General features: G+C 69.5%; 20 protein-coding genes and 1 pseudogene. 9 read left to right on the top strand and 12 right to left on the bottom strand.

What is annotated here, in order from left to right; genetic code table 11:
- Positions 1-14: 14 nt before the first annotated feature.
- The 6 genes from ABD927_RS03360 to ABD927_RS03335 form a co-directional block, all read right to left on the bottom strand.
- Positions 15-221: a DUF2970 domain-containing protein gene (locus ABD927_RS03360; protein ID WP_425570161.1), complete on the bottom strand. Its 207-nt coding sequence runs from the start codon at positions 219-221 to the stop codon at positions 15-17.
- Positions 218-823 (bottom strand): cytochrome c oxidase assembly protein, encoded by a 606-nt coding sequence (locus ABD927_RS03355; RefSeq protein ID WP_345246309.1) that lies wholly within the window; start codon positions 821-823, stop codon positions 218-220. The genes ABD927_RS03360 and ABD927_RS03355 overlap by 4 nt, the downstream gene beginning before the upstream one ends.
- A gap of 52 nt (positions 824-875) precedes the next feature.
- The gene (locus ABD927_RS03350) at positions 876-986 is read right to left on the bottom strand and encodes a cytochrome oxidase small assembly protein (protein WP_345246307.1); all 111 of its coding nucleotides are present in this window, start codon (positions 984-986) and stop codon (positions 876-878) included.
- Entirely contained in the window at positions 986-2590 is a 1605-nt protein-coding gene (ctaD, locus tag ABD927_RS03345) for a cytochrome c oxidase subunit I (protein ID WP_345246305.1), read from the bottom strand. The genes ABD927_RS03350 and ctaD overlap by 1 nt, the downstream gene beginning before the upstream one ends.
- Before the next feature lie 100 nt (positions 2591-2690).
- A complete protein-coding gene (gene coxB / locus ABD927_RS03340; RefSeq protein WP_345246303.1) occupies positions 2691-3851 on the bottom strand; it encodes a cytochrome c oxidase subunit II in 1161 nt (386 codons plus the stop codon).
- 214 nt (positions 3852-4065) lie between these two features.
- A complete protein-coding gene (locus tag ABD927_RS03335; RefSeq protein WP_345246301.1) occupies positions 4066-5019 on the bottom strand; it encodes a methyltransferase domain-containing protein in 954 nt (317 codons plus the stop codon).
- 260 nt (positions 5020-5279) lie between these two features.
- On the opposite strand from ABD927_RS03335, the gene ABD927_RS03330 reads away from it, so the two are divergent.
- The 7 genes and pseudogenes from ABD927_RS03330 to ABD927_RS03300 form a co-directional block, all read left to right on the top strand.
- On the top strand, positions 5280-6110 hold the full coding sequence (locus tag ABD927_RS03330) for a ComFC family protein (protein WP_345246299.1): 831 nt from the start codon (positions 5280-5282) through the stop codon (positions 6108-6110).
- A gap of 183 nt (positions 6111-6293) precedes the next feature.
- The gene (locus ABD927_RS03325) at positions 6294-7640 is read left to right on the top strand and encodes an MdtA/MuxA family multidrug efflux RND transporter periplasmic adaptor subunit (RefSeq protein WP_345246297.1); all 1347 of its coding nucleotides are present in this window, start codon (positions 6294-6296) and stop codon (positions 7638-7640) included.
- Complete coding sequence (locus ABD927_RS03320) at positions 7637-10753, top strand: MdtB/MuxB family multidrug efflux RND transporter permease subunit (RefSeq protein WP_345246296.1); 3117 nt, start codon at positions 7637-7639, stop codon at positions 10751-10753. The genes ABD927_RS03325 and ABD927_RS03320 overlap by 4 nt, the downstream gene beginning before the upstream one ends.
- Positions 10750-13866, top strand: coding sequence for a multidrug efflux RND transporter permease subunit (locus tag ABD927_RS03315; RefSeq protein ID WP_345246294.1), 3117 nt, complete (start codon positions 10750-10752; stop codon positions 13864-13866). The genes ABD927_RS03320 and ABD927_RS03315 overlap by 4 nt, the downstream gene beginning before the upstream one ends.
- Complete coding sequence (locus tag ABD927_RS03310) at positions 13863-15452, top strand: efflux transporter outer membrane subunit (protein WP_345246292.1); 1590 nt, start codon at positions 13863-13865, stop codon at positions 15450-15452. The genes ABD927_RS03315 and ABD927_RS03310 overlap by 4 nt, the downstream gene beginning before the upstream one ends.
- 25 nt (positions 15453-15477) lie before the next feature.
- Entirely contained in the window at positions 15478-15948 is a 471-nt protein-coding gene (locus tag ABD927_RS03305; RefSeq protein ID WP_345246290.1) for a tRNA (cytidine(34)-2'-O)-methyltransferase, read from the top strand.
- A gap of 31 nt (positions 15949-15979) precedes the next feature.
- Positions 15980-16216: pseudogene (locus tag ABD927_RS03300) on the top strand (type II toxin-antitoxin system PemK/MazF family toxin); the annotation flags it as partial.
- Positions 16217-16318: 102 nt separating this feature from the next.
- On the opposite strand, the gene ABD927_RS03295 reads toward ABD927_RS03300, so the two are convergent.
- The 6 genes from ABD927_RS03295 to ABD927_RS03270 all read right to left on the bottom strand — a co-directional run bounded on the left by ABD927_RS03295 (position 16319) and on the right by ABD927_RS03270 (position 20438).
- Entirely contained in the window at positions 16319-17335 is a 1017-nt protein-coding gene (locus ABD927_RS03295) for a Bug family tripartite tricarboxylate transporter substrate binding protein (protein WP_345246288.1), read from the bottom strand.
- A gap of 37 nt (positions 17336-17372) precedes the next feature.
- On the bottom strand, positions 17373-17957 hold the full coding sequence (locus tag ABD927_RS03290; protein ID WP_345246494.1) for an LOG family protein: 585 nt from the start codon (positions 17955-17957) through the stop codon (positions 17373-17375).
- Entirely contained in the window at positions 17957-19015 is a 1059-nt protein-coding gene (locus ABD927_RS03285) for an NAD(P)H-dependent glycerol-3-phosphate dehydrogenase (protein WP_345246492.1), read from the bottom strand. Before ABD927_RS03285 ends, ABD927_RS03290 begins: the two co-directional genes overlap by 1 nt.
- Before the next feature lie 14 nt (positions 19016-19029).
- Complete coding sequence (secB, locus tag ABD927_RS03280) at positions 19030-19542, bottom strand: protein-export chaperone SecB (protein WP_345246286.1); 513 nt, start codon at positions 19540-19542, stop codon at positions 19030-19032.
- A gap of 126 nt (positions 19543-19668) precedes the next feature.
- On the bottom strand, positions 19669-19926 hold the full coding sequence (gene grxC, locus ABD927_RS03275; RefSeq protein WP_345246284.1) for a glutaredoxin 3: 258 nt from the start codon (positions 19924-19926) through the stop codon (positions 19669-19671).
- A 152-nt stretch (positions 19927-20078) separates the two neighbouring features.
- A complete protein-coding gene (locus ABD927_RS03270; protein ID WP_345246490.1) occupies positions 20079-20438 on the bottom strand; it encodes a rhodanese-like domain-containing protein in 360 nt (119 codons plus the stop codon).
- A 275-nt stretch (positions 20439-20713) separates the two neighbouring features.
- Between ABD927_RS03270 and gpmA the strand changes: the two genes are divergently transcribed.
- Positions 20714-21466, top strand: a complete 753-nt coding sequence (gene gpmA, locus ABD927_RS03265) for a 2,3-diphosphoglycerate-dependent phosphoglycerate mutase (RefSeq protein ID WP_345246282.1) — start codon at positions 20714-20716, stop codon at positions 21464-21466.
- On the top strand, positions 21463-22791 hold the full coding sequence (locus ABD927_RS03260) for a murein hydrolase activator EnvC family protein (protein ID WP_345246280.1): 1329 nt from the start codon (positions 21463-21465) through the stop codon (positions 22789-22791). Before gpmA ends, ABD927_RS03260 begins: the two co-directional genes overlap by 4 nt.
- Positions 22792-22923 lie beyond the last annotated feature (132 nt).

Here is a 22923-nt window from a genome sequence, read left to right as displayed (position 1 = left end):
CGGCCCGCATCGGGTCACGACACCACCGACCGCACGATCAGCAGCAATATCACCACGAACGCCGCCGCCAGCAGCAGGCCGATGATGACGAGGTACAGCGGATTGTAATTGCCGAGGTCGTCGCGCGACTCCTTGCCGCTGCGCAGCCCGATGAACGACCAGGCGACGGCGGCCACCGTCTGGAAAAAGCCCATCTTGCGGCGGGTTCCGGGCGCGTTCACGAGCCCTCCTTGCCGGCGGCGGGCGAGGCGGCCGACACGGCCGCCGGCGAGCCGACTTCGAAGAAGGTGTACGACAGCGTGATGGTATGGATGCTCTTGGGCAATTTCGGGTCGATCACGAACACCACCGGAAACTGGCGCGCCTCGTGGGCCTTCAGGTCCTGCTGGCTGAAGCAGAAGCATTCCAGCTTCTTGAAGTGCGGCCCGGCCTCCATCGGCGCATAGCTGGGAATCGCCTGGGCGATCATTTCGCGGTCCTGCTGGTTGGCGATCTCGTAGGTGATGGTGGCCAGTTCGCCGGGATGGACTTCCATGCTCGACTGGACCGGCCGGAAATGCCAGGGACCGCGCGCGTTGGCGTCGAACACGACCTTGACGGTGCGGCTGGCGTCGACCTGCGTGTTGCGGGCGAACTCGGCGGCGCCGTCGTCGGTCTTGGTCAGCACGTTGATGCCGGTGACTTCGCAGATGGCCCGATACATCGGCACCAGCGCGTAGCCGAAGCCGAACATCAGCACGATGATGACGGCCAGCTTGCCCAGCATGCGGCGGTTCTCGCCGCGGGCCGGGCCGCCGTCATCGTGTGTTCCAGGCTTCTTCATCCATTCACCTGCATGTCATGAACCGCATCGGCCGCGAGGAAGGCGCCGGGCCTCAACCCACCCAGACCTTCCGCACGATCACGCCCAGGAAGAAGACCAGCGCAATGGCCGCCAGCAGCAGCCCGGTGCGCCGGTTCTTCCGGCGCTGCTCCTCGGTGAGCATTACTTCACCAGGGGCGGCGTCTCGAACGAGTGGTACGGCGCGGGCGACGGCAGGCTCCATTCCAGGCCGCCGTCTTCGGCGCCCCACGGGTTGGCCGGCGCGGGCGCGCCCTTGCCGGCGTAGGTTTTCAGCACGTTGTACAGGAACAGCAGCTGCGACAGGCCGAACCAGAAGGCGCCGATGGTGGCGATCTGGTGGAAATCGGTGAACTGCGCGGCGTAGTCGGCGTAGCGGCGGGGCATGCCGGCCAGGCCCAGGAAGTGCATCGGGAAGAAGGTGACGTTGAACGAGATCAGCGACGACCAGAAGTGCAGCTTGCCGAGCTTTTCGTCGTACATATAGCCCGACCACTTCGGCAGCCAGTAGTAGGTGCCGCCGAACAGCGCGAACAGCGAGCCGGCCACCAGCACGTAGTGGAAATGGGCCACCACGTAATAGGTGTCCTGCACCTGGATGTCGATCGGCGCCACGGCCAGGATCAGGCCGGTGAAGCCGCCCATCGTGAACACGAAGATGAAGCCGACCGCGAACAGCATCGGCGTTTCGAAGGTCATGGAGCCGCGCCACATCGTGGCCAGCCAGTTGAAGATCTTCACGCCGGTCGGCACCGCGATCAGCATCGTGGCGTACATGAAGAACAGCTGGCCGGTAACGGGCATGCCGGTCGTGAACATGTGGTGCGCCCACACGATGAACGACAGGATCGCGATCGACGAGGTGGCGTACACCATCGAGGCATAGCCGAACAGGCGCTTGCGGGCGAACACCGGCACGATCGACGACACGATGCCGAACGCCGGCAGGATCATGATGTAGACCTCGGGGTGCCCGAAGAACCAGAAGATGTGCTGGTACATGACCGGGTCGCCGCCGCCGGCCGCGTTGAAGAACGAGGTGCCGAAGTGGCGGTCGGTCAGCACCATGGTGATGGCGCCGGCCAGCACCGGCATCACGGCGATCAGCAGGTAGGCGGTGATCAGCCAGGTCCAGCAGAACAGCGGCATCTTCATCAGCGTCATGCCGGGCGCGCGCATGTTCAGGATCGTGACGATGATGTTGATGGCGCCCATGATGGACGAGGCGCCCATGATGTGGACGGCGAAGATGGCGAAGTCCATGCCCGGGCCCATCTGCACCGACAGCGGCGCGTACAGGGTCCAGCCGGCGGCGGTGGCGCCGCCCGGCACGAAGAACGACACGGTGAGCAGGATCGCGGCGACCGGCAGCAGCCAGAAGCTGAAGTTGTTCATCCGCGCGAAGGCCATGTCGGAGGCGCCGATCTGCAGCGGGATCATCCAGTTGGCGAAGCCCACGAAGGCCGGCATGATGGCGCCGAACACCATGATCAGGCCGTGCATGGTGGTGAACTGGTTGAACAGCTCGGGCCGGAAGAACTGGATGCCGGGCTCGAACAGCTCGGTGCGCAGCAGCAGCGCCAGCAGCCCGCCTTCCAGCAGCATGGCGAAGGAGAAGATCAGGTACATCGTACCGATGTCTTTGTGGTTCGTGGCGAACAGCCAGCGGCGCCAACCGTGGAGGTGGCCGTGCCCGTGGTCGTCCGCATGATCGTGCCCGTGGACGTGATCGATAGCGGTGCTGCTCATCATGGCTCCTTGCTGCTCAATACAGCTGTCGTCGCGTTGCAGGCGATGACTTCAACTAGACGGAATTTCTTTCTTATAAGGACCGCAGTTGCAGGCGGACTCAGCGTGCCGCCTTGATATCCTGCGGCTGCACGACCGGATCCTGGCCCTTGCCCTGATTGCTCCAGGCGTGGCGGATATATGTTACGACCGCGGCCAGTTCGACGTCGGACAGGTGGGCGAACGACGCCATGGCGGTTCCGGGGCGGCCCTTCAGCTCGGTTTCGATCTGGCCGGCCTTGGGGCCGAGCACCACGGCGTCGCCGTCGAGCGCCGGGAACGTGCCCGGCACGCCCTTGCCGTTGGCCTGGTGACAGGCCACGCAATTGGAAGCGTAAACCTTTTCGCCGCGCGCCACGAGTTCGTCGGGCGTCCAGACCTTGTTAGGGTCGTCGGCCAGGGCCGCCATCTTGGCCTGCTGCTCGCCCACCCACTTGGTGTAGTCCTCTTGCGAGACGACCTTCACCACGATCGGCATGTAGGCGTGGTCCTTGCCGCACAGCTCGGCGCACTGGCCGCGGAATTCGCCGGTTTTCTCGGCTCGGAACCAGGTGTCGCGCACGAAGCCGGGGATCGCGTCCTGCTTGACGCCGAAGGCCGGCACCATCCAGGAGTGGATCACGTCGTTGGCGGTGGTGATGACGCGGATCTTCTTGTTGACCGGCACCACCAGCGGGTTGTCGACCTCGAGCAGGTAGTTGTCGCCCTTGGGCTCGCGGCCGGCGATCTGCTCGGCCGGGGTGGCCAGGTTGGACAGGAAGGAGATGCCCTCGCCTTCGCCGTTCAGGTAATCGTAACCCCACTTCCACTGGTAGCCGGTGGCCTTGACGGTGAGGTCGGCGTTGGTGGTGTCTTTCATCGCCACCACGGTCTTGGTGGCCGGCAGCGCCATGCCGATCACGATGATGAACGGGATGACCGTCCAGGCGATCTCGACGCCGATGCTTTCGTGGAAGGTGGCCGGCTTGACGCCGCGCGACTTGCGGTGTGCCCAGATGGAATAGAACATCACCGAGAACACGCCGAGGAAGATGACCAGGCAGATGGCCAGCATCATCCAGTGCAGCCATTGGATGTCGGCGGCAATGACGGTGACGGGATCCTGAAGGTTCAGTTCATTGACCTTGGGACCACCCACGCTGTCGTTGACGGCAAGCGCAGTGCCACAGGCCAGCAAATTGACCAGCACCGCCCCCAACGACCCACTCAACCACTTCTTCATGTCCGACCTCGAGAACACCGTTACTTTTAGGCTGGCGGTCCGTGCGGCATATCCCCCTCCGCGCGAATCCGCGGCGCAAGCCGCGACGGACCGCTGCATGTCTTCTAATCGGCAGCCGTGGCGCGATGGCCCGGGCTGCGGTTGGCGCATAAAACCGACGGATTATACGGGTTGCCTGTTGCCCCCATCAACCCGGGCCCGGCGGGCGCGGGCGTCAACGCGGCCGCGCCCGGCCGATGGCCGATGCCGACAGCCGGGTTTCGCCGGGCCCGGCGCGATGCGAAGCCGCGCGCCACGCATGGCCGTACGCGACTTCCATGGTCAGCCGGATCAAGCCCTCGGCATCGCGCATGTCGTTCAGCGCGGCCTGCAGCCGATCGCGCCATGCGCGGCCGGCCAGCCCGCGGCGGCGGCCGGCGGCGGGATTGCCGCCCAGGCTGCGCACGTCGTGCAGCAGGCGCGCCGGCTCGCGGTAGGTGAGCGTGATGGTTTCCTGGTCCATGACCGGATCGGCGAAACCGTTTTCGACCAGCAGGTCGCCGAAGTCGTGCATGTCGACGAACGGCGGCGTGGCGGTGCGCAGCCCGGCCGCGCCGACCGCCTCGCGCAGTTCGCGGAAGGTGCCGGGGCCCAGGCAGCTGAACATCGCCAGCCCGCCCACCCGCAGCACGCGGCGCCATTCGGCCAGCACCGCGTGCGGCTGCGGATGCCAGTGCAGCGCCAGGTTCGACCATACCAGGTCGATCGATTCGGGCGGCAGCCCGGTGGCGGCCAGGTCGGCCAGCACGAAGGCCGGCGCGGGCGGCATGGCGCGGCCGGACAGCCGGCGCGCGGCGCGCCGCAGGCGGTCGGCCGGCGCGGGCGCATGGCGGCGCGCGGCCAGGGCCAGCAACGGCGCGCATTGGTCCAGGCCCACGTAGCGGGCCTGAGGATAGCGCGCCAGCAGCGGCGCCAGCGCGGGCGCGGTGCCGCAGCCGGCGTCGAGCACGGCGGATGGCGCCAGGCGGATGTATTCGAGCCGCTCGCGCATGCGGTTGGCGATTTCGGCGTAGAAGAACTGGGCGTCGGCCAGATCGCCGCGGCGGCCGAACTGGCGCGCCACGTGTTCGCGCACCAGGGGCAGGGACGGCAGGCGCGGCTCGGCGGCCAGGGTGGAGCTTTCGGTCATTGGGGAAGATGGCGCGGCGGAGCGGTCGTTCGATAATCTTCGACAGACAGACTCTGACACGGGAGCCAGCAGAAACAGGGAATGGGAATAACGGAAACAGGGGCAGGGCACGCCCCGCCTCAATGATGCCACGCCGCAGCCGGCCCGGGCGGCAAACCGGCCTTCCGCTCCGGCCGGTCCGCATCGCCATGCCCGCCGGCGACATATCCGCAATCGCATACCAGCAATCGCATACCCGCAACCGCATACCCGCAATCGCCATGCCCGCCATCGCCACCCTGTCCGCCGCCGCGCGGCGCGCCCGCGCCACCCTCTCCCATTGGCGCACGCTGCTGCCGGGCGACTGCCCGCTGTGCGGCGACCGCGCTCGCGCCGGCCGGCTGTGCGCGCCCTGCGAGCGCGAGCTGTGCTGGCACGCCCGCACCGGCCCGGCGCTCGGCCTGCCGTGGCGCTGTCCGCGCTGCGCGCTGCCGCTCGACGGTCACGATGAACCCTGTCCCGACTGCGCCGGGCGCGACACGGCGTTCGACCGCACCATCGCGGCCTTCGACTACGGCCCGCCGGGCGACGCGCTGATCCTGGAGTTCAAGCACGGCCGGCGCTATCCGCGCGCCGACATGCTGGGCAACCTGCTGGCCGAGGCGGTACGCCATGATCGCCTGCCGCTGGCGCCGTCCACCGTGCTGCTGCCGGTGCCGGCCGGCATGGCCTCGCTACGCGCCCGCGGCTTCAACCCGGCGGCCGAGATCGCCCGCGCGGCGGCCCGCGACCTGGGCCTGCCGCTGCGGCGCGGCTGGCTCTGGCGCACGCGCGAACAGGCGCGCCAGGCCACGCAGGGCCGCGGCGGCCGCCTGCGCGCCGCCGAAGGCCTGTATGCTTGCAGCCCGGCCGTGGCGGGCCGGCGGCTGGCGCTGGTGGACGACGTGATGACCACCGGCGCCACCCTGCACGCGGCCGCCGCGGCGCTCAAGCAGGCGGGCGCGCGCGAGGTCGTGGCGCTGGCGGTCGCCCGCACGCCGCACGCGCCGCGCAATGTCCGCCGGCAGGGGCCATGGGCAGCCGGCCCGGCCGTCCGCGGGCATGGCTATTGAGGCTGCGGGCTCCAGCCGGCGAAACCGGCCAGTTGCGTTGCGTGAACCGCAATGGACAGGCATTGTCTGCTTTCACGATACACAAAACGATTTCCATCGATTTCAAAACCGGCCGCGCGCGTCGAATCGCGCCCGCTTCTGGTCTACCTTAGCGGCTCACCCAAGAACCATCCGAACCCCCTCATGGCAGACACTCCTCCCGATCCGGCGCCCGGCCCGGCGCCCATCGCCCGCGATGCGGGCCTTCGCCGGCGCCGCTGGCCGTGGTTGATCGCCATTCTCGTGCTGGCCGCGGCGGCGGTCTGGTGGTGGTCGCACCGGCATGCGGCCGGGCCAGGGCAACAGGCCCGGCAGGGCCAGGCGGGCCGCCCCGGAGGCCGGGCGGGCGGCCGGCCGGCGGCGGGCGCCGCCATGCCGATGCCCCCCACGCCGGTCAAGGTCGAGGCGGCGCGCGCCGAAAACCTTGACGTCTTCATCCGCGCGCTGGGCACCGTCACCGCCTTCAATACGGTCACGGTGCGCAGCCGGGTCGACGGCGAACTGCTCAAGGTGCTGTTCCGCGAAGGCCAGCTGGTCAAGGCTGGCGACCTGCTGGCGCAGATCGACCCGCGCGCTTTCCAGGTGCAGCTGGCGCAGGCCGAAGGCGCGCTGCAGCAGAACCAGGCGCAGCTCGACAATGCCCGGCGCGACCTGCAGCGCTACCAGACCCTGTTCGCGCAGGATTCGATCGCCCGCCAGCAGGTCGACACGCAGGCGGCGCTGGTACGCCAATACGAAGGCACGCTGAAAACCAACCAGGCCGCGGTCGACAACGCCAAGCTGCAGCTCGACTACACGCGCGTCACGGCGCCGATCGCCGGACGCCTGGGCCTGCGCCAGGTCGACCAGGGCAACCTGGTCAGCAGCGGCGACGCCAACGGCCTGGTCATCATCACCCAGACCCAGCCGATCTCGATCCTGTTCACCATCGCCGAAGGCGACCTGCCGGACGTGCTGCGGGAACTGCGGGCCGGCCACCAGCTGACGGTGCAGGCCTGGGACCGCGCCGACCTGCACCACATCGCCGACGGCGTGCTGGCCACGGTCGACAACCAGATCGACACCACCACCGGCACCGTCAAGCTCAAGGCCCGCTTCGAGAACAAGGATGAAAGCCTGTTCCCGAACCAGTTCCTGAACGTGCGGCTGCACGTGCGCACGCTGCAGGGCGCCACCGTCATCCCGGCCGCGGCGGTGCAGCGCGGCACGCCCGGCACCTATGTGTACGTGGTGGGCGACGACGGCACGGTGCAGATGCGGGTGGTCAAGCTGGGCCTGCTCGACGGCGAGCGCATCGCGGTCGACGAGGGCCTGAAACCCGGCGAACGGGTGGTTACCGACGGCCTCGACCGGCTGCGCGACGGCGCCAAGGTCGAGGTGGTGGCCGATCCCATCCCCGGCCAGGCCGGCAGCCAGCTGCAGGGCGGCGGCGCCAGCCCGCCGGCGGCCGGCGCGCGCGGGCCGGGCGCGCGCGCACCGGGTGCCCGATGAATCCGTCGCGGATATTCATCCTCCGCCCGGTCGCCACCACGCTGGCGATGATCGCGCTGCTGCTGTCCGGGATCATCGCCTACCGCCTGCTGCCGGTGTCGGCCCTGCCCGAGGTCGACTATCCCACCATCCAGGTCGTCACGCTGTACCCGGGCGCCAGCCCCGACGTGATGACCTCGCTGGTGACGGCGCCGCTGGAACGCCAGTTCGGCCAGATGCCGGGCCTGAACCAGATGTCGTCCACCAGCTCGGGCGGCGCTTCGGTCATCACGCTGAAATTCAACCTCGACCTGGCGCTCGACGTGGCCGAGCAGGAAGTGCAGGCCGCCATCAACGCCGGCTCCAACCTGCTGCCGAGCGACCTGCCGGCGCCGCCGATCTACAACAAGGTCAACCCGGCCGACACGCCGGTGCTGACGCTGGCCATCAGTTCGCCCACGCTCCCGCTGTACGAAGTGCGCGACCTGGTCGACACCCGCATGGCGCAGCGCATCGCGCAGGTATCGGGCGTGGGCCTGGTCAGCATCGCCGGCGGCCAGCGGCCGGCCGTGCGCATCCGCGCCAATCCGCAGGCGCTGGCGGCGCACGGCCTGAACCTGTCCAACATCCGCACCGCCATCACCGGCGCCAACGTCAACCAGCCCAAGGGCAATTTCGACGGCCCCACGCGCGCCACCACGCTCGACGCCAACGACCAGCTCAAGACCATCGACCAGTACCGCGACCTGATCATCGCCTACGAGAACGGCGCGCCGCTGCGCCTGTCCGACGTGGCCGAGACCGTGCAGGACGCCGAGAACATCCGCCAGGCGGCCTGGGCCGACGCCAGCCCCGCCATCCTGCTCAACATCCAGCGCCAGCCGGGCGCCAACGTGATCGACGTGGTGGACAGCATCCGCGCGCTGCTGCCCGGCCTGCAGGCCTCGCTGCCCAGCACGCTCGACGTGAAGATCCTGTCGGACCGCACCGACACCATCCGCGATTCCGTGAGCGACGTGCAGTTCGAACTGATGCTGTCGATCGCGCTGGTGGTGATGGTCACCTTCGTCTTCCTGCGCAACCTGACGGCCACCATCATTCCCAGCGTGGTGGTGCCGCTGTCGCTGGTGGGCACCTTCGGCGTGATGTACCTGGCGGGCTTCAGCGTCAACAACCTGACGCTGATGGCGCTGACCATCGCCACCGGCTTCGTGGTCGACGACGCCATCGTGATGATCGAGAACATCGCCCGCTACCTGGAGGAAGGCGAGCCGCCGATCCAGGCCGCGCTGAAGGGCGCGGCGCAGATCGGTTTCACGCTGATCTCGCTGACCTTCTCGCTGATCGCGGTGCTGATCCCGCTGCTGTTCATGGGTGACGTCGTCGGCCGCCTGTTCCGCGAGTTCGCCATCACGCTGGCGGTGGCGATCTTCATCTCGCTGCTGGTATCGCTCACGCTGACGCCGATGATGTGCTCGCGCTTCCTGCGCCACATCCCGGAAGAAAAGCAGACGCGCTTCTACCGCAAGAGCGGCGCGGTGTTCGACCGCATCATCGGCGGCTACGACCGCATGCTCACCCGCGTGCTGGCGCACCAGCCGCTGACCCTGCTGGTGGCGCTGGGCACGCTGCTGCTGACGGTGCTGCTGTACGCCGTGATCCCGAAAGGCTTCTTCCCGGTGCAGGACACCGGCGTGATCCAGGCCATTACCGAGGCCCCGCCCACCGTCTCGTTCGCCGCCATGGCGCGCCGCCAGCAGGCGGCGGCCGAAGTGGTGCTGCAGGATCCCGACGTCGAAAGCCTGTCGTCGTTCATCGGCGTGGACGGCAGCAACGCCACCCTCAACAGCGGGCGCATGCAGATCAACCTGAAGGCGCACCGCGACCGCACGGCCACCGCGGCCGAGGTGATCGCGCGGCTGGCGCCGAAGCTGGCGCAGCTGGGCGACATCAAGCTGTACATGCAGCCGGTGCAGGATCTCACCATCGAAGACCAGGTCAGCCGCACCCAGTACCAGTTCACGCTGCAGGATCCCGACCTGGAGCTGCTGGGCACCTGGACCCGGCGCCTGGTCGACCGCCTGCAGACGCTGCCGATGCTGGCCGACGTCGCCCACGACCTGCAGGACCAGGGCCTGCAGACCTATGTGGAGATCGACCGCAACGCGGCGTCGCGGCTGGGCATCACGGCGGCCGCGATCAACAACGCGCTGTACGACGCGCTGGGCCAGCGGCTGATCTCCACCATCTTCACGCAGTCCAACCAGTACCGCGTGGTGCTGGAGGCGCAGCCGCAGTTCCGCCAGGATCCGGGCTCGCTGGCGCAGGTCTACGTGGCCACCGGCGACGGCAAGCAGGTGCCTCTGACCAGCATCGTCAAGGTGTCCGAGCGCACCACCCCGCTGGCCATCAGCCACCTGGGGCAGTTCCCGTCGGCCACGGTGTCGTTCAACCTGGCGCACGGCGCCTCGCTCAGCGACGCGGTCGACGCCATCACCCAGGCCGAGCAGGAAATCGGCATGCCGGCCGGCATCCAGACCCGCTTCCAGGGCGCCGCCGAGGCCTTCCGCTCATCGCTCGACAGCACGCTGCTGCTGATCCTGGCGGCGGTGGCGACGATGTACATCGTGCTGGGCGTGCTGTACGAAAGCTACATCCACCCCGTCACCATCCTGTCTACGCTGCCGTCGGCCGGCGTGGGCGCGCTGCTGGCGCTGATGCTGACCGGCACCGACCTCGACATGATCGGCATCATCGGCATCATCCTGCTGATCGGCATCGTGAAGAAGAACGCGATCATGATGATCGACTTCGCGCTCGATGCCGAGCGCCACCAGGGCCTGGCGCCGCGCGACGCCATCCACCAGGCGGCGCTGCTGCGCTTCCGGCCGATCCTGATGACCACCTGCGCCGCGCTGTTCGGCGCCGTGCCGCTGGTGCTGAGCACCGGCACCGGCGCCGAGCTGCGCCAGCCGCTGGGCATCGTGATGGTGGGCGGCCTGCTGCTGAGCCAGCTGCTGACGCTGTTCACCACGCCGGTCATCTACCTGATGTTCGACCGCCTGTCGCACCGTTTCGGCTTCAATCGCCGCCGCGAGCCGGTGGCGGTGGACGAGGAAGGGAGGCTGGCGTGAACCTGTCGGCGCCGTTCATCGTCCGCCCGGTGGCCACCGCGCTGCTGAGCCTGGCGGTGGTGCTGGCCGGCGCGCTGGCCTTCGTCAAGCTGCCGGTGGCGCCGCTGCCGCAGGTTGACTATCCGGTCATCTCGGTGTCGGCCAGCCTGCCCGGCGCCAGCCCGGAAACCATGGCCTCCAGCGTGGCCACGCCGCTGGAGCGCGCGCTTGGCAGCATCGCCGGCGTCAACGAACTGACCTCCAGCAGCAGCCAGGGCTCGACCCGGATCACGCTGCAGTTCGACCTGGACCGCGACATCGACGGCGCCGCGCGCGACGTGCAGGGCGCGATCAACGCCGCCCGCAACATGCTGCCGTCGGCGCTGCGCAGCAACCCCACCTACAACAAGCGCAACCCGGCCTCGGCGCCCATCATGGTGCTGGCGCTGACCTCCAAGACGCTGGACCAGGGCCAGCTGTACGACGTCGGCGCCACCATCATGGCGCCGCGCATCGCGCAGACCAAGGGCGTGAGCGAGGTGGAAGTCGGCGGCAGCTCGCTGCCGGCGGTGCGGGTCGAACTGAACCCGACGCTGCTCAACCACTACGGCATCGCGCTCGACGAGGTGCGCAACGCGCTGTCGAACGCCAACGCGCGCGGCCCCAAGGGCGTGCTCGAGAACGACAACACCTCGTGGCTGGTGTCGACCAACGACCAGCTGCGCAAGGCCGCCGAGTACGCCCAGCTGATCGTCGCCTACCGCAACGGCTCGCCGGTGTTCCTGAGCGACGTCGCCAAGGTCGAGGATTCGGTGGAAGACCTGTTCAACATGGGCTTCTACAACAACCAGCCGGCCATCCTGCTGGTGGTCAGCCGCCAGGCCGACGCCAACATCATCGAGACGGTGGACCAGATCAACGCGGAGCTGCCGCAGATGCGCGCGCTGCTGCCGGCCGACGTGGAAATGACCGTCGCCCAGGACCGCACGCCCAGCATCCGCGCCTCGCTGACGGAGGCCGAGCACACGCTGATCATCGCGGTCGGGCTGGTCATCATGGTGGTGCTGCTGTTCCTGCGCAACGGCCGCGCCGCGCTGATCCCCAGCGTGGCGGTGCCGGTGTCGCTGGTCGGCACCTTCGCCGTGATGTATTTGTGCGGCTTTTCGCTCAACACCATTTCGCTGATGGCGCTGATCGTGACCACCGGCTTCGTGGTCGACGACGCCATCGTGGTGCTGGAGAACATCTCGCGCCACATCGAGGAAGGGCTGTCGCCGCTGCGGGCCGCGCTGAAAGGCTCGCGCGAGGTGGGCTTCACGGTGCTGTCGATGAGCATCTCGCTGATCGCGGTGTTCATTCCCATCCTGCTGATGGGCGACATCGTGGGCCGGCTGTTCCGCGAGTTCGCGGTCACGCTGTCGGCGGCGATCCTGGTGTCGCTGGCGGTGTCGCTCACCCTCACGCCCATGATGTGCGCCGGCATGCTGCGCGCGCGGCCCGCGCGCCCGCCCGGCCGCGTGGCGCGCGCGCTCGAACGCGGCTTCGCGGCGCTTACGCGCGGCTACGAGAAAAGCCTGCGCTGGGCGCTGGCCAACGCGCTGCTGACGCTGGTGATCCTGGTGGCCACCATCGGCCTGAACGTCTACCTGTACATCAAGGTGCCCAAGGGCTTCTTCCCGCAGCAGGATACCGGCCAGCTGATGGGCTTCGTGCGCGCCGACCAGGGCACCTCGTTCCAGGCCATGCGGCCCAAGCTCGAATATTTCCGCAAGGTGGTGCTGTCGGACCCGGCGGTGCAGAGCATGGTGGGCTACAGCGGCGGCCGCGGCGGCAGCAACACCAGCTTCATGATGATCCAGCTCAAGCCGCTGGCCGAACGCAAGGTGTCGGTGGACGACGTGATGAACCGGCTGCGCGGCCGGCTTTCGAACGTGCCCGGCGCGCGCATGTTCATGATGCCGAACCAGGACATCCGCATCGGCGCCCGCAGCACCAACTCCAGCTACCAGTACACGCTCAGCGCGTCCGAATTGAGCGACCTGCGGGAGTGGATGCCGCGCGTGTCGCGCGCGCTGGCCACGGTGCCGCAGCTGACCGACGTGGACACCGACGTGGAAGACCGCGGCCAGCAGATCTCGCTGCAGATCGACCGCGAGACCGCCACCCGGCTCGGGGTCGACATGTCGCTGATCGCCGGCGCGCTGAACAACTCCTTCAGCCAGCGCCAGGTCTCGGTCATCTACAACACGCTGAACCAGTACCGGGTGGTGATGGAGGTGGACCAGCGCTTCGCGCAGAACGCCAACGCGCTGGAGCAGGTCAGCGTGATCACCGCCGACGGCAACCGGGTGCCGCTGTCGGCCTTCGCCAAGTGGACCACCACCAATGCACCGCTGCGCGTCAACCACGACGCGCAGTTCGCGGCCGACACGATCTCATTCAACCTGGCGCCCGGCGTGTCGCTGGACGAAGCCACGCGCGCCGTGCAGGAAGCGGTGGCGCGCATCAACCTGCCCACCACCCGCATCAAGGCCGGCTTCGGCGGCAGCGCGGGGGCGCTGCAGTCGGCGCTGAGCGCGCAGCCCTGGCTGATCCTGGGCGCGCTGCTGACCATGTACCTGGTGCTGGGCATCCTGTATGAAAGCTACATCCACCCGCTGACCATCCTGTCGACCCTGCCGTCGGCCGGCATCGGCGCGTTGCTGGCGCTGATGGTGCTCAAGCGCGAGTTCACGCTGATCGCGCTGATCGGCGTGTTCCTGCTGATCGGCATCGTCAAGAAGAACGCCATCATGATGGTCGACTTCGCGCTCGACGCCGAGCGGCGGCGCGGGCTGGCGCCGCGCGACGCGATCTTCGAGGCCTGCCTGATGCGTTTCCGGCCGATCCTGATGACCACCATGGCCGCCATGCTGGGCGCATTGCCGCTGGTGGTCAGCACCGGCGCCGGCGCCGAGCTGCGCCAGCCGCTCGGCATCACCATCGTCGGCGGGCTGCTCGTCAGCCAGCTGCTCACCTTGTACACCACGCCGGTGGTCTACCTGTACCTGGACCGCATGCGCCACTGGGCGCTGCAGCGCTGGGGCAGGAACCCGCCGCCGGCGTCCCTGGTCTTGCCCGGAGATAATCTATGAGAGCGCCCGCCGCCCTCGCCGCCGTCCTGTTCGCCGCGCTGCTGACCGGCTGCGCGGTCGGGCCCGACTACGTTCGGCCGCAGGCCGCCACCGGCGCCGAATTCAAGGAGGCGGCCGGCTGGAAGCGCGCCGAGCCGGCCGACACGGCGCTGCGCGGCGACTGGTGGCGCATCTACGGCGACCCGGTGCTGGACGGCCTGATGGCGCAGGTGGAAACCGCCAACCAGACGCTGGCGCAAAGCGAGGCGCAGTACCGGCAGGCGCTGGCGCTGATCCGCGGCACCCGCGCCGGGCTGTATCCCACCGTGACCGGCAACGCCTCGGCCACGCGCAGCGGCACCGGCGCCAGCAGCAGCGTCACCACCAATTCGAACGGCACCATCATCAACAATGGCGGAAGCGGCGGCAGCAACATCCGCAACCAGTTCAGCCTGAACGCCGGCGTCAGCTGGGAGGCCGACCTGTGGGGCAGCATCCGCCGCAGCGTCGAGGCCGACACCGCGTCGGCCCAGGCCAGCGCCGCCAACGTGGGCGCCGCCCGGCTCAGCGCGCAGTCGACGCTGGCGCGCACCTATTTCCAGCTGCGCGTGATGGACGAACAGGAACGCCTGCTGGAGGCCACGATCCGGGTCTACGAGCGTTCGCTGCGGCTCAACGAAAACCGCTACGCGGCCGGCGTCAGCGCCCGCGCCGACATCGCCCAGGCCCGCACCCAGCTCGAAAGCGCGCGCGCCCAGGCGATCGACCTGCAATGGCAGCGCGCCCAGCTGGAGCACGCCATCGCCATCCTGGCCGGCCAGCCGCCCTCCACCTTCAGCCTGGCCGCGGCGCCGCTGAACCCGGCCTTGCCCGACATCCCGGTCGGCCTGCCGTCCGAGCTGCTGGAGCGGCGTCCCGACGTGGCGGCCGCCGAGCGGCAGGTGGCGGCCGCCAACGCGCGCATCGGCGTGGCGCAGGCGGCCTATTTCCCCAGCCTGACCCTGTCGGCCAGCCTGGGCTATCGCAGTTCCAGCTTTGCCGACTGGCTGACGGCGCCGGCGCGCTTCTGGTCGCTCGGCCCGGCGCTGGCCGCGCCGATCTTCGACGCCGGCCTGCGCCGCTCGCAGGTCGAGCAGGCCCGCGCGGCCTACGACGCGCAGGTCGCCGCCTACCGGCAGACGGTGCTGTCGGCGCTGGCCGAGACGGAAGACTATCTGGTGCAGCTGCGCGTGATGGCGCAGGAGCAGGACGTGCAGCAGCGCGCGCTCGACGCCGCCCGCGAGTCGCTGCGGCTGGCCAACAACCAGTTCGAGTCGGGCCTGATCGACTACCTCAGCCTGGCCACGCTGCAGACCTCGGCGCTGAACAACGAGCGCACGATGCTGACGCTGCTCGGCAGCCGGCTGACCGCCAGCGTGCAACTGATCGCGGCGCTGGGCGGGGGCTGGGATCCGTCGCAGATCCCGCCGCCGATCGGCGCTGCGCAACCCGGCAACGGCGCGCCGCAGGCGGGCGATACGCCAACGGCCGCCGCATCGCCGGCCGGTGCGGCATCGGCGGCGCAGACAGCCGACGCAACATCGCCGCAGGCGGCCGGCGGCCGCTGACGCCCCACTTTTCCGCAGGACCACCGTGTTCCACGTCGTACTCGTCTCGCCCGAAATCCCGCCCAACACCGGCAACGTGATCCGCCTGGCCGCCAACACCGGCGTCCGGCTGCACCTGGTACGTCCGCTCGGCTTCGAACTGGACGACGCCAAGCTGCGCCGCGCCGGCCTCGACTACCACGAATGGGCGGCGGTGGAGGTGCACGACGACATCGACGCCGCCTTCGCCGCCACCGGCGCCGCCACCGGCCGCCGCTTCGCCTTCACCACGCGCGGCTCGCGCCCGCTGGGTGACATCTCGTTCGCGCCCGGCGACGCCCTCGTCTTCGGCAGCGAAACCGCCGGCCTCGCGCCCGAGGTGCGGGACCGCTTCCCGCCCGGCCAGCGCGTGCGCCTGCCCATGCGCCCGGGCCAGCGCAGCCTGAACTTGTCCAACGCGGTGGCCGTAGCGGTATTCGAAGCCTGGCGGCAGCAGGGCTACGCCGGCGGAATATAGAAGTTAGAAGTGGGCAGGCGTCCAGCACGACGCCTTCGACGCCATCCCGTCCGTGACCGTCTTGCCGCTGACGAGCGATATCCGCAAGGCGAACCTGATACGCATCACCGTGGAACCCTTGCCGCAAAAGGGCCTGCGCACGACCTCCCAAGTGATGATAGACAAGGCCACCACCGTGCCCCGGACACGCGTCGGCGGCCGCATCGACGCACCCACCATGAAAACCGTAGACACCGCGCTGGCGCGCTTCCTTCACTTGCGCCCATAAACCGGAGGTCAAGAACCCAACACCCAGGATGCGGCGGATCCGGCTCCGCCGGTCCGCTCGCATCGCCCCCTGGGGGGCGCGCGTAAGCGCGTAGGGGGGTCCTTAGTCCAGCGTCAGGTTCAGGCGCTTGATCACGGCGCCCAGCGTCTGCGTTTCCTTCTTGATCAGCGCCGTCAGTTCTTCCGGCGTCGACCCGGCCGCGGTGAAGTACTGCGCGTCCAGCTGCTTGCGCACTTCGTCGCTGCGGATGATCTTGACCAGTTCGGTGTTGAGCCGGTCGACGATGGGCTTGGGCGTGCCGGCCGGCACCAGGATGGCCTGCCAGGAGATGACCTCGAAATTGGGCACGCCCTGTTCGGCCATGGTGGGAATGTCGGGCAGCGAGGGGCTGCGCTGCAGGCTGGTGACGGCCAGCGCCTTGACCTTGCCTTCCTTGACCTGCGGCATCGCGATCGCCGGCACCATGAAGCCGGCCTGCACCGAGCCGCCCAGGATGGCGGTGATGACCTGCGGGAAGCCGGCGTACGGCACGTGCAGGATGTCGAGGTTCTCGCGGCCCTTGAGCAGTTCCATCGCTAGATGGGCCGAGCTGCCGGCACCGACCGAGCCGTAGTTCAGCTTGCCCGGCTCCTTGCGCAGCAGCGAGGTGAACTCGCCCACCGAGTTGACCTTGAGCGCCGGGTCGACCACCAGCACGTTGGGGCTGGTGGCCACCAGCGTGACGGGCGCGAGATCCTTGAGCGGATCGTAGTTGAGCTTGGTGTACAGCGCGGGCGCGGTGGCCAGCGGCCCGTTGATGGTGAACAGCACGCTGTAGCCGTCGGGCGCGGAGTGCGCGACGTTGGCGGTGCCGATGTTGCCGCCGGCGCCTGCGCGGTTGTCGACCACGATGGCCTGGCCGAGCGCCTTGCCCAGCGGCTGCGCGATCACGCGCGCGATGATGTCGGGCGACGACCCCGCCGGGAAGGGCACCACCAGCCGGATCGGCTTGCTAGGCCAGTCGGACTGGGCCTGGGCGGGCGCGGCGGCGACGCCGGCCGCCGCCGCGGCCAGGGCGGCGCCCAGCAGGCGGCGGCGCAGGCCGGCACGGCCCGACGCGGGGGAACGACGTACTGTCATGGGGGTATCTCCGTGGGTGTTTTGCGGCGGCGAGGCGTCAGACCTCGTCGCCCTGTGAGGACCAGCGGTCCACCTGGACCGGGCGCGCGTTCTCCAGCCGGTCCAGCAGGCGTCCGATCTCGGTGTCGACGATCAGCGCATCGAGATGGACGGCGCGCACGAAACCTTGTGAGTGGGCGTGGCGCGCAAACGCAATAAGGCTGTCATAGTAGCCGTTCGCGTTGAGCAGGCCCACCGGCTTGTGGTGGTAGCCGATCTGCTGCCAGGTCAGCACCTCGAACAATTCGTCGAGCGTGCCGTAGCCGCCGGGCAGCGCGACGAAGGCGTCGGACAGCTCCACCATGCGCGCCTTGCGGGCGTGCATCGAAGCCACCACGAACATCTCGGTCAGGCCGCGGTGGCCGATTTCGCGGTCCCACAATTGCTGCGGAATGACGCCTGTGACCTTGCCGCCGGCTGCCAGCGCGGCATCGGCCAGTTCGCCCATCAGGCCGACGCTGCCGCCGCCGTAGACCAGGCCCAGGCCGCGCCGCGCCAGCGTGGCGCCGAATTCGCGCGCCAGCTCGGCATACCAGGGCTGGTTGCCGGCGCTGGCGCCGCAATACACGCAAACCGAAGCGATCATCGATCCCCGCCTTCGAATCGGGGATCGCGCGCCAGCAGGCGCGAGACGGCCTCCTGCGGCGGCACGCGGTCGAACAGCACGGCGCAGACCGCCTCGGTGATGGGCATGTCGATGCCGTGCCGGCGGGCCAGCGCCAGCACGGCCGGCGCGCAGCGCACGCCTTCGGCCACCTGCGTCATGTCGCCCAGGATGGCGTCGAGCGGACGGCCGCGGCCGATCGCCAGGCCGACCTGCCGGTTGCGGGACAGGTCGCCGGTGGCGGTGAGGATCAGGTCGCCCAGGCCGGTCAGGCCCGTGAAAGTTTCGGCCCGCGCGCCCAGCGCGACGCCCAGCCGGCTGATCTCGGCCAGCCCGCGGGTGATGAGCGCGGCGCGCGCATTGGTGCCCATCGACAGGCCGTCGCCGATGCCGCAGGCGATGGCGATCACGTTCTTCAGCGCGCCGCCGACCTCGACGCCGACCACGTCGTCGCTGCCGTAGACGCGGATGGCGCCGCCGTGCAGCGCGCATACCACGCGGTCGCGCAGCACCGGATCGGCGCTGGCGACGGTGAGCGCCACCGGCAGGCCCTGCGCGACCTCGCGCGCGAACGACGGCCCCGACAGCACGCCGGTGGAGACGCCGGGCAGCGCGCCGAAATGGTCGGCCGCGATCTCGTGCGGCAGGCGGCCGGTGACGGCGTCGATGCCCTTGCAGGCCCAGACCACCGAGGCCTGCGCCAGCCCGTGCCGCGCCAAGCCGGCGGCCACGGCGTGACAGGCGGCGTCGAGCCCGGCCATCGGCACCGCCAGCACCACCAGCGCCTCGGCGTCCGGGCCGTGCAGATGCGCCAGCAGGCGGTCGAGGTCCCCCGTCACGCGCAGCGCGGCGGGCAGCGGGATGCCGGGCAGGTAGTGGGTATTCTCGCGGCCGCGGGCGAGCTGGTCGGCGAAGGCCGGATTGCGCGCCCACAACACGGTGGGATGGGCGCGCGCGCTGGCCGCGGCCAGCGCGGTGCCCCAGCTGCCGGCGCCGAGCACGCCGACCCGCAGCCCCGGTTTGCCATCCGCCTGCATGGCCGGCATGCCGCTCAGTGCCGCGCGCCCGGCGGCAGGATCAGGCCGCTGTCGCCGCCCTGCTCCGGCTGCTGCTGTTGCTGCTGCGCGGCCGCCAGGCGCTGTTCGTAGATGGTCTGGAAGTTGACCTCGGCCAGGTGCAGCGGCGCCATCGAGGCGCGCGTGATGGCGTCGGCCACGTTGGCGCGCAGATAGGGGTAGACGATGCCGGGGCAGACGATGCCGAGCACCGGATCGAGCTGTTCCAGCGGCAGGTTGGCCACTTCGAAAATGCCGGCCTGCTTGCCTTCGACCAGGTACAGCACCTTGTCGCCGATCTTGGTGGTGACGGTAGCGGTGACGCTGACCTCGAACACCGTTTCGGCCAGCGCCTGCGCGCCGACGTCGATCGACACCTCGACCGCGGGCTGCTCGGTTTCCAGGAAAATCTGCGGCGCGTTGGGCAGTTCCAGCGAGAGGTCTTTCAGGTAGACGCGCTGGATGTTGAACACGGGGGCGGACTGCTGCTGCTCTTGATTATCGGACATGAGACCAATTCGCGAAAAACGGGAAGCCTGACGGCTGGACCGGCCGGGCGCGAGCCCGAGCCGGCATGAGGAAAAACGTGGCGCGCGATACGGGGCGCCGCCCGGCGCAGCAGCCGGCCGCCGGCTTCAGTCGTTGAGCAGCGGCATCAGCCCGCCGGCACGGTCGAGCGCGGCCAGGTCGTCGAAACCGCCGACGTGCGTGTCGCCGATGTAGATCTGCGGCACCGTGCGCCGGCCCGTGCGCTCCATCATGGTCTGGCGCAGTTCCGGATGCATGTCGACGCGGATTTTCTCGATTTCCGCCACGCCGCGCTGCTTGAGCAGCATTTCGGCGCGCTGGCAGTACGGACAGTACCCCGTGGAATACATCACCACTTGCTTCATTACATCACCCTACCTTTTCATGACCCTGACTATCCGTCGCATCAATCATGCCAGACCCCACCGTGGACGCCGCGGATCCGGCTTTGCCGGTCCGCCAGCGCCGCCCCCTTCGAGGGGGAGCGGCCTCTGGCCGCGCAGGGGTGGGCCTCCCTTCAGCGCGTAGGGGGGGTTCCGGAAATCGGCATGCCTGCCTGGACCCAGCCGGCCAAGCCGCCGGCAAGGGAAACGACTTCGCCGAAGCCCTGCGCCTTGAGTCTGGCAGCCGCCTTGGCGGCATCCCGGCCGTTGCCGCACACCACGATCAGCGGCCGGTTCTTGGGCAGCCCGGCCGCCTTCTGCTCCAGCTCGGCCGCGGGCACGTTGCGCGATTGGGCGATATGGCCGCCGGCGTACTGCTCGGCCGGCCGCACGTCGACGAAGACCGCCTGCCGCTGGTTGGCCAGCTGGGTGGCCTCGGACGGGCTGATCGCGCCGCCCTGCCGGGCGCCGCGCAGCGACGGCAACAGCAGCATCACGCCCGACACTACCGCCAGCGCGACCAGGAAAATGTTATCGATGAGGAATTTCACGAGATGCCTTGATAGTGGATGCCCGCAGGCGCGGCGCGGACGGGAGCTTTTCCGGGGCGCCGGGTGTCATACGGCGGGCGTAAAAGCGTTCCTGCCGCGGGATTATAAAATGTCGCGGTTCCGGCGCCGTTTTCAAGCCCGGCCGGGTGCCGCGCCCCGACGGCGCCGACGGATTGTATTCAACCTTCATTCACTTTCGCGGCCCGCCGCCTACTCACATGCACAAACTCGTCCTGATGCGTCACGGCGAAAGCCAATGGAACCTGGAAAACCGCTTCACCGGCTGGACCGACGTCGACCTGACCGAAAAAGGCCGCGAAGAAGCCCGCAAGGCCGGCCAACTGCTCAAGCGGGAAGGCTATGAATTCGACCTCGCCTACACCTCGGTGCTGCGACGCGCCATCCGCACGCTGTGGATCGCCCTCGACACGATGGACGCCATGTACCTGCCGGTGCGCAACAGCTGGCGCCTGAACGAGCGCCACTACGGCGCCCTGCAGGGCCTGAACAAGGCCGAGACGGCCGCCAAGTTCGGCGAGGAACAGGTGCTGATCTGGCGCCGCGCCTACGCGATCGCGCCCGATCCCGTGCCCTACGACGACGAACGCCACCCGCGCTTCGACCGCCGCTACCACGACCTGGCGCCGTCCGAGCTGCCCGCCACCGAATGCCTGAAAGACACCGTCGCCCGCGTGGTGCCCTACTGGCAGGAAACCATCGCGCCGTCCATCAAGGCCGGCAAGCGGGTGCTGATCGCCGCCCACGGCAACAGCCTGCGGGCGCTGATCAAGCACGTGGACGGCGTCTCCGACGAAGACATCGTCAAGCTCAACATCCCCACCGGCCAGCCCCTGGTGTACGAATTCGACGACGAGCTCAAGCCGATCAGGCACTACTACCTGGGCGATCCCGACGAAATCGCCGCCGCGCTGGCGGCGGTGGCTGCGCAAGGCAAGGCCAAGGCGAAGTGAGGCGCCTGCGGGCCCTGGCGCCGCCCCTCGCCCTGGCGGCCGCCGGCTGGCTGGCCCCGGGCCCGGCCATGCCGGCCCAGTCGTCCACCGACCCGGCCGCCGTCGCCCGCGAACGCGAGGCGCTGCAGCGGCGGCTGGAAGCCTTGCGCAAAGACATCGCCCAGCGCGAAGAAGCCCACGCCGACGCCGCCGACGCGCTGAAAGCCTCCGAACAGGCCATCTCGCGCGCCAACCGCCGGCTGGCCGAACTGGCCGAGCAGCGCAAGCGCGCCGCCGCCGAACTGGCGCGGCAGGACGCCGCCATCGCCGAGCGGCAGGCCGACGTCGACGCCCGCCGCGCCCATCTGGCCGACCTGATGCGGCGCCAGTACGCCGGCGCCGGCCTGTCGCCGTGGAGCGCGCTGCTGTCGGGCGACGATCCGCAGCAGCTGGGCCGCAACCTGACCTATCTCGGCTACGTGTCGCAGGAACGGGCGGCGGCGGTGACGGCGCTGCAGGAAGAACTGGCGCAGCTGGGCGACCTGCGCAGCCAGGCCCAGGCCCGGCGCGAAGAATTGGAACGATTGGCGGCCGAGGAAAACGGCGAGCGCCAGGAACTGGTCAGGCAGTCGGCCGAACGGCGCAAGGTGCTCGATTCGATTTCCGCCAAGCTCGACACCCAGCGGCGCGAGGCCGCCAGCGTGGCGCGCAACGAACAGCGGCTGGCGCGGGTGATCGACGAACTGGCGCGCAAGGCGGCCGAGGCCCGCCGGCGTGCCGAGCAGGCGCGCCGCGCCGAACAGGCCCGGCGGGCGGCGGAAGCGGCCCGGCGCGCCGCCGCCGAACGCCAGGCGGGCGCATCCGGTCCGGCCCGCCCGGCGCCGCCCCCGCCGCCGCGCGACGAAGCGGTGGCGCGCAACGACGCGCTGCCCGACGCCAGCCTCGACGGCCAGTTCGTCAAGCTGCGGGGCCGCCTGCGGCTGCCGGTGCGGGGCGAGGTCGTGGGCCGTTTCGGCACCCAGCGCGGCGAGGGCGGCACCTGGCGCGGCGTGTTCATCCGCGCCGCCGAGGGCACCGAGGTGCGCGCCGTGGCGGCCGGCAAGGTGGTGTTTGCCGACTGGCTGCGCGGCTTCGGCAACCTGCTGATCATCGACCACGGCAGCCAGTACCTGTCGATCTACGGCAACAACCAGTCGGTGCTGCGCCACGTGGGCGACGACGTGCGCGCCGGCGACGTGGTCGCCAGCGTAGGCGCGACGGGAGGCCAGTCGGAATCGGGCCTATACTTCGAAATCCGGCAAGGCGGCGCGCCCGTGGACCCGCTCAAATGGGCCACGTTGCGCTGACCGCCGGGTCCCGGATATCCTGATCGCCGGCGGCTCGCGCCGCCGCGTTCAGCCGCGTTTTTCCACTTTTTGGACCTCTACGAGAACCCGCAGGCCGCAATGGATGTCCAATCGGCACATCGCACCGTGGCC

Source organism: Pigmentiphaga soli (genome assembly GCF_039541095.1).
Lineage (GTDB): Bacteria > Pseudomonadota > Gammaproteobacteria > Burkholderiales > Burkholderiaceae_B > Pigmentiphaga > Pigmentiphaga soli.
This window is presented reverse-complemented; position numbering and strand designations above follow the sequence as displayed.

Coding starts and splice junctions, on each gene's coding strand:
- gpmA (WP_345246282.1), top strand. CDS start 20,714: ATGCACAAACTCGTCCTGATGCGTCACGGCGAAAGCCAATGGAACCTG.
- ABD927_RS03285 (WP_345246492.1), bottom strand. CDS start 19,015: ATGCAGGCGGATGGCAAACCGGGGCTGCGGGTCGGCGTGCTCGGCGCC.
- ctaD (WP_345246305.1), bottom strand. CDS start 2,590: ATGAGCAGCACCGCTATCGATCACGTCCACGGGCACGATCATGCGGAC.
- ABD927_RS03295 (WP_345246288.1), bottom strand. CDS start 17,335: ATGACAGTACGTCGTTCCCCCGCGTCGGGCCGTGCCGGCCTGCGCCGC.
- grxC (WP_345246284.1), bottom strand. CDS start 19,926: ATGAAGCAAGTGGTGATGTATTCCACGGGGTACTGTCCGTACTGCCAG.
- coxB (WP_345246303.1), bottom strand. CDS start 3,851: ATGAAGAAGTGGTTGAGTGGGTCGTTGGGGGCGGTGCTGGTCAATTTG.
- ABD927_RS03270 (WP_345246490.1), bottom strand. CDS start 20,438: ATGCTGCTGTTGCCGTCGCTGCGCGGCGCCCGGCAGGGCGGCGCGATC.
- secB (WP_345246286.1), bottom strand. CDS start 19,542: ATGTCCGATAATCAAGAGCAGCAGCAGTCCGCCCCCGTGTTCAACATC.
- ABD927_RS03355 (WP_345246309.1), bottom strand. CDS start 823: ATGAAGAAGCCTGGAACACACGATGACGGCGGCCCGGCCCGCGGCGAG.
- ABD927_RS03330 (WP_345246299.1), top strand. CDS start 5,280: ATGCCCGCCATCGCCACCCTGTCCGCCGCCGCGCGGCGCGCCCGCGCC.
- ABD927_RS03325 (WP_345246297.1), top strand. CDS start 6,294: ATGGCAGACACTCCTCCCGATCCGGCGCCCGGCCCGGCGCCCATCGCC.
- ABD927_RS03350 (WP_345246307.1), bottom strand. CDS start 986: ATGCTCACCGAGGAGCAGCGCCGGAAGAACCGGCGCACCGGGCTGCTG.
- ABD927_RS03335 (WP_345246301.1), bottom strand. CDS start 5,019: ATGACCGAAAGCTCCACCCTGGCCGCCGAGCCGCGCCTGCCGTCCCTG.
- ABD927_RS03310 (WP_345246292.1), top strand. CDS start 13,863: ATGAGAGCGCCCGCCGCCCTCGCCGCCGTCCTGTTCGCCGCGCTGCTG.
- ABD927_RS03320 (WP_345246296.1), top strand. CDS start 7,637: ATGAATCCGTCGCGGATATTCATCCTCCGCCCGGTCGCCACCACGCTG.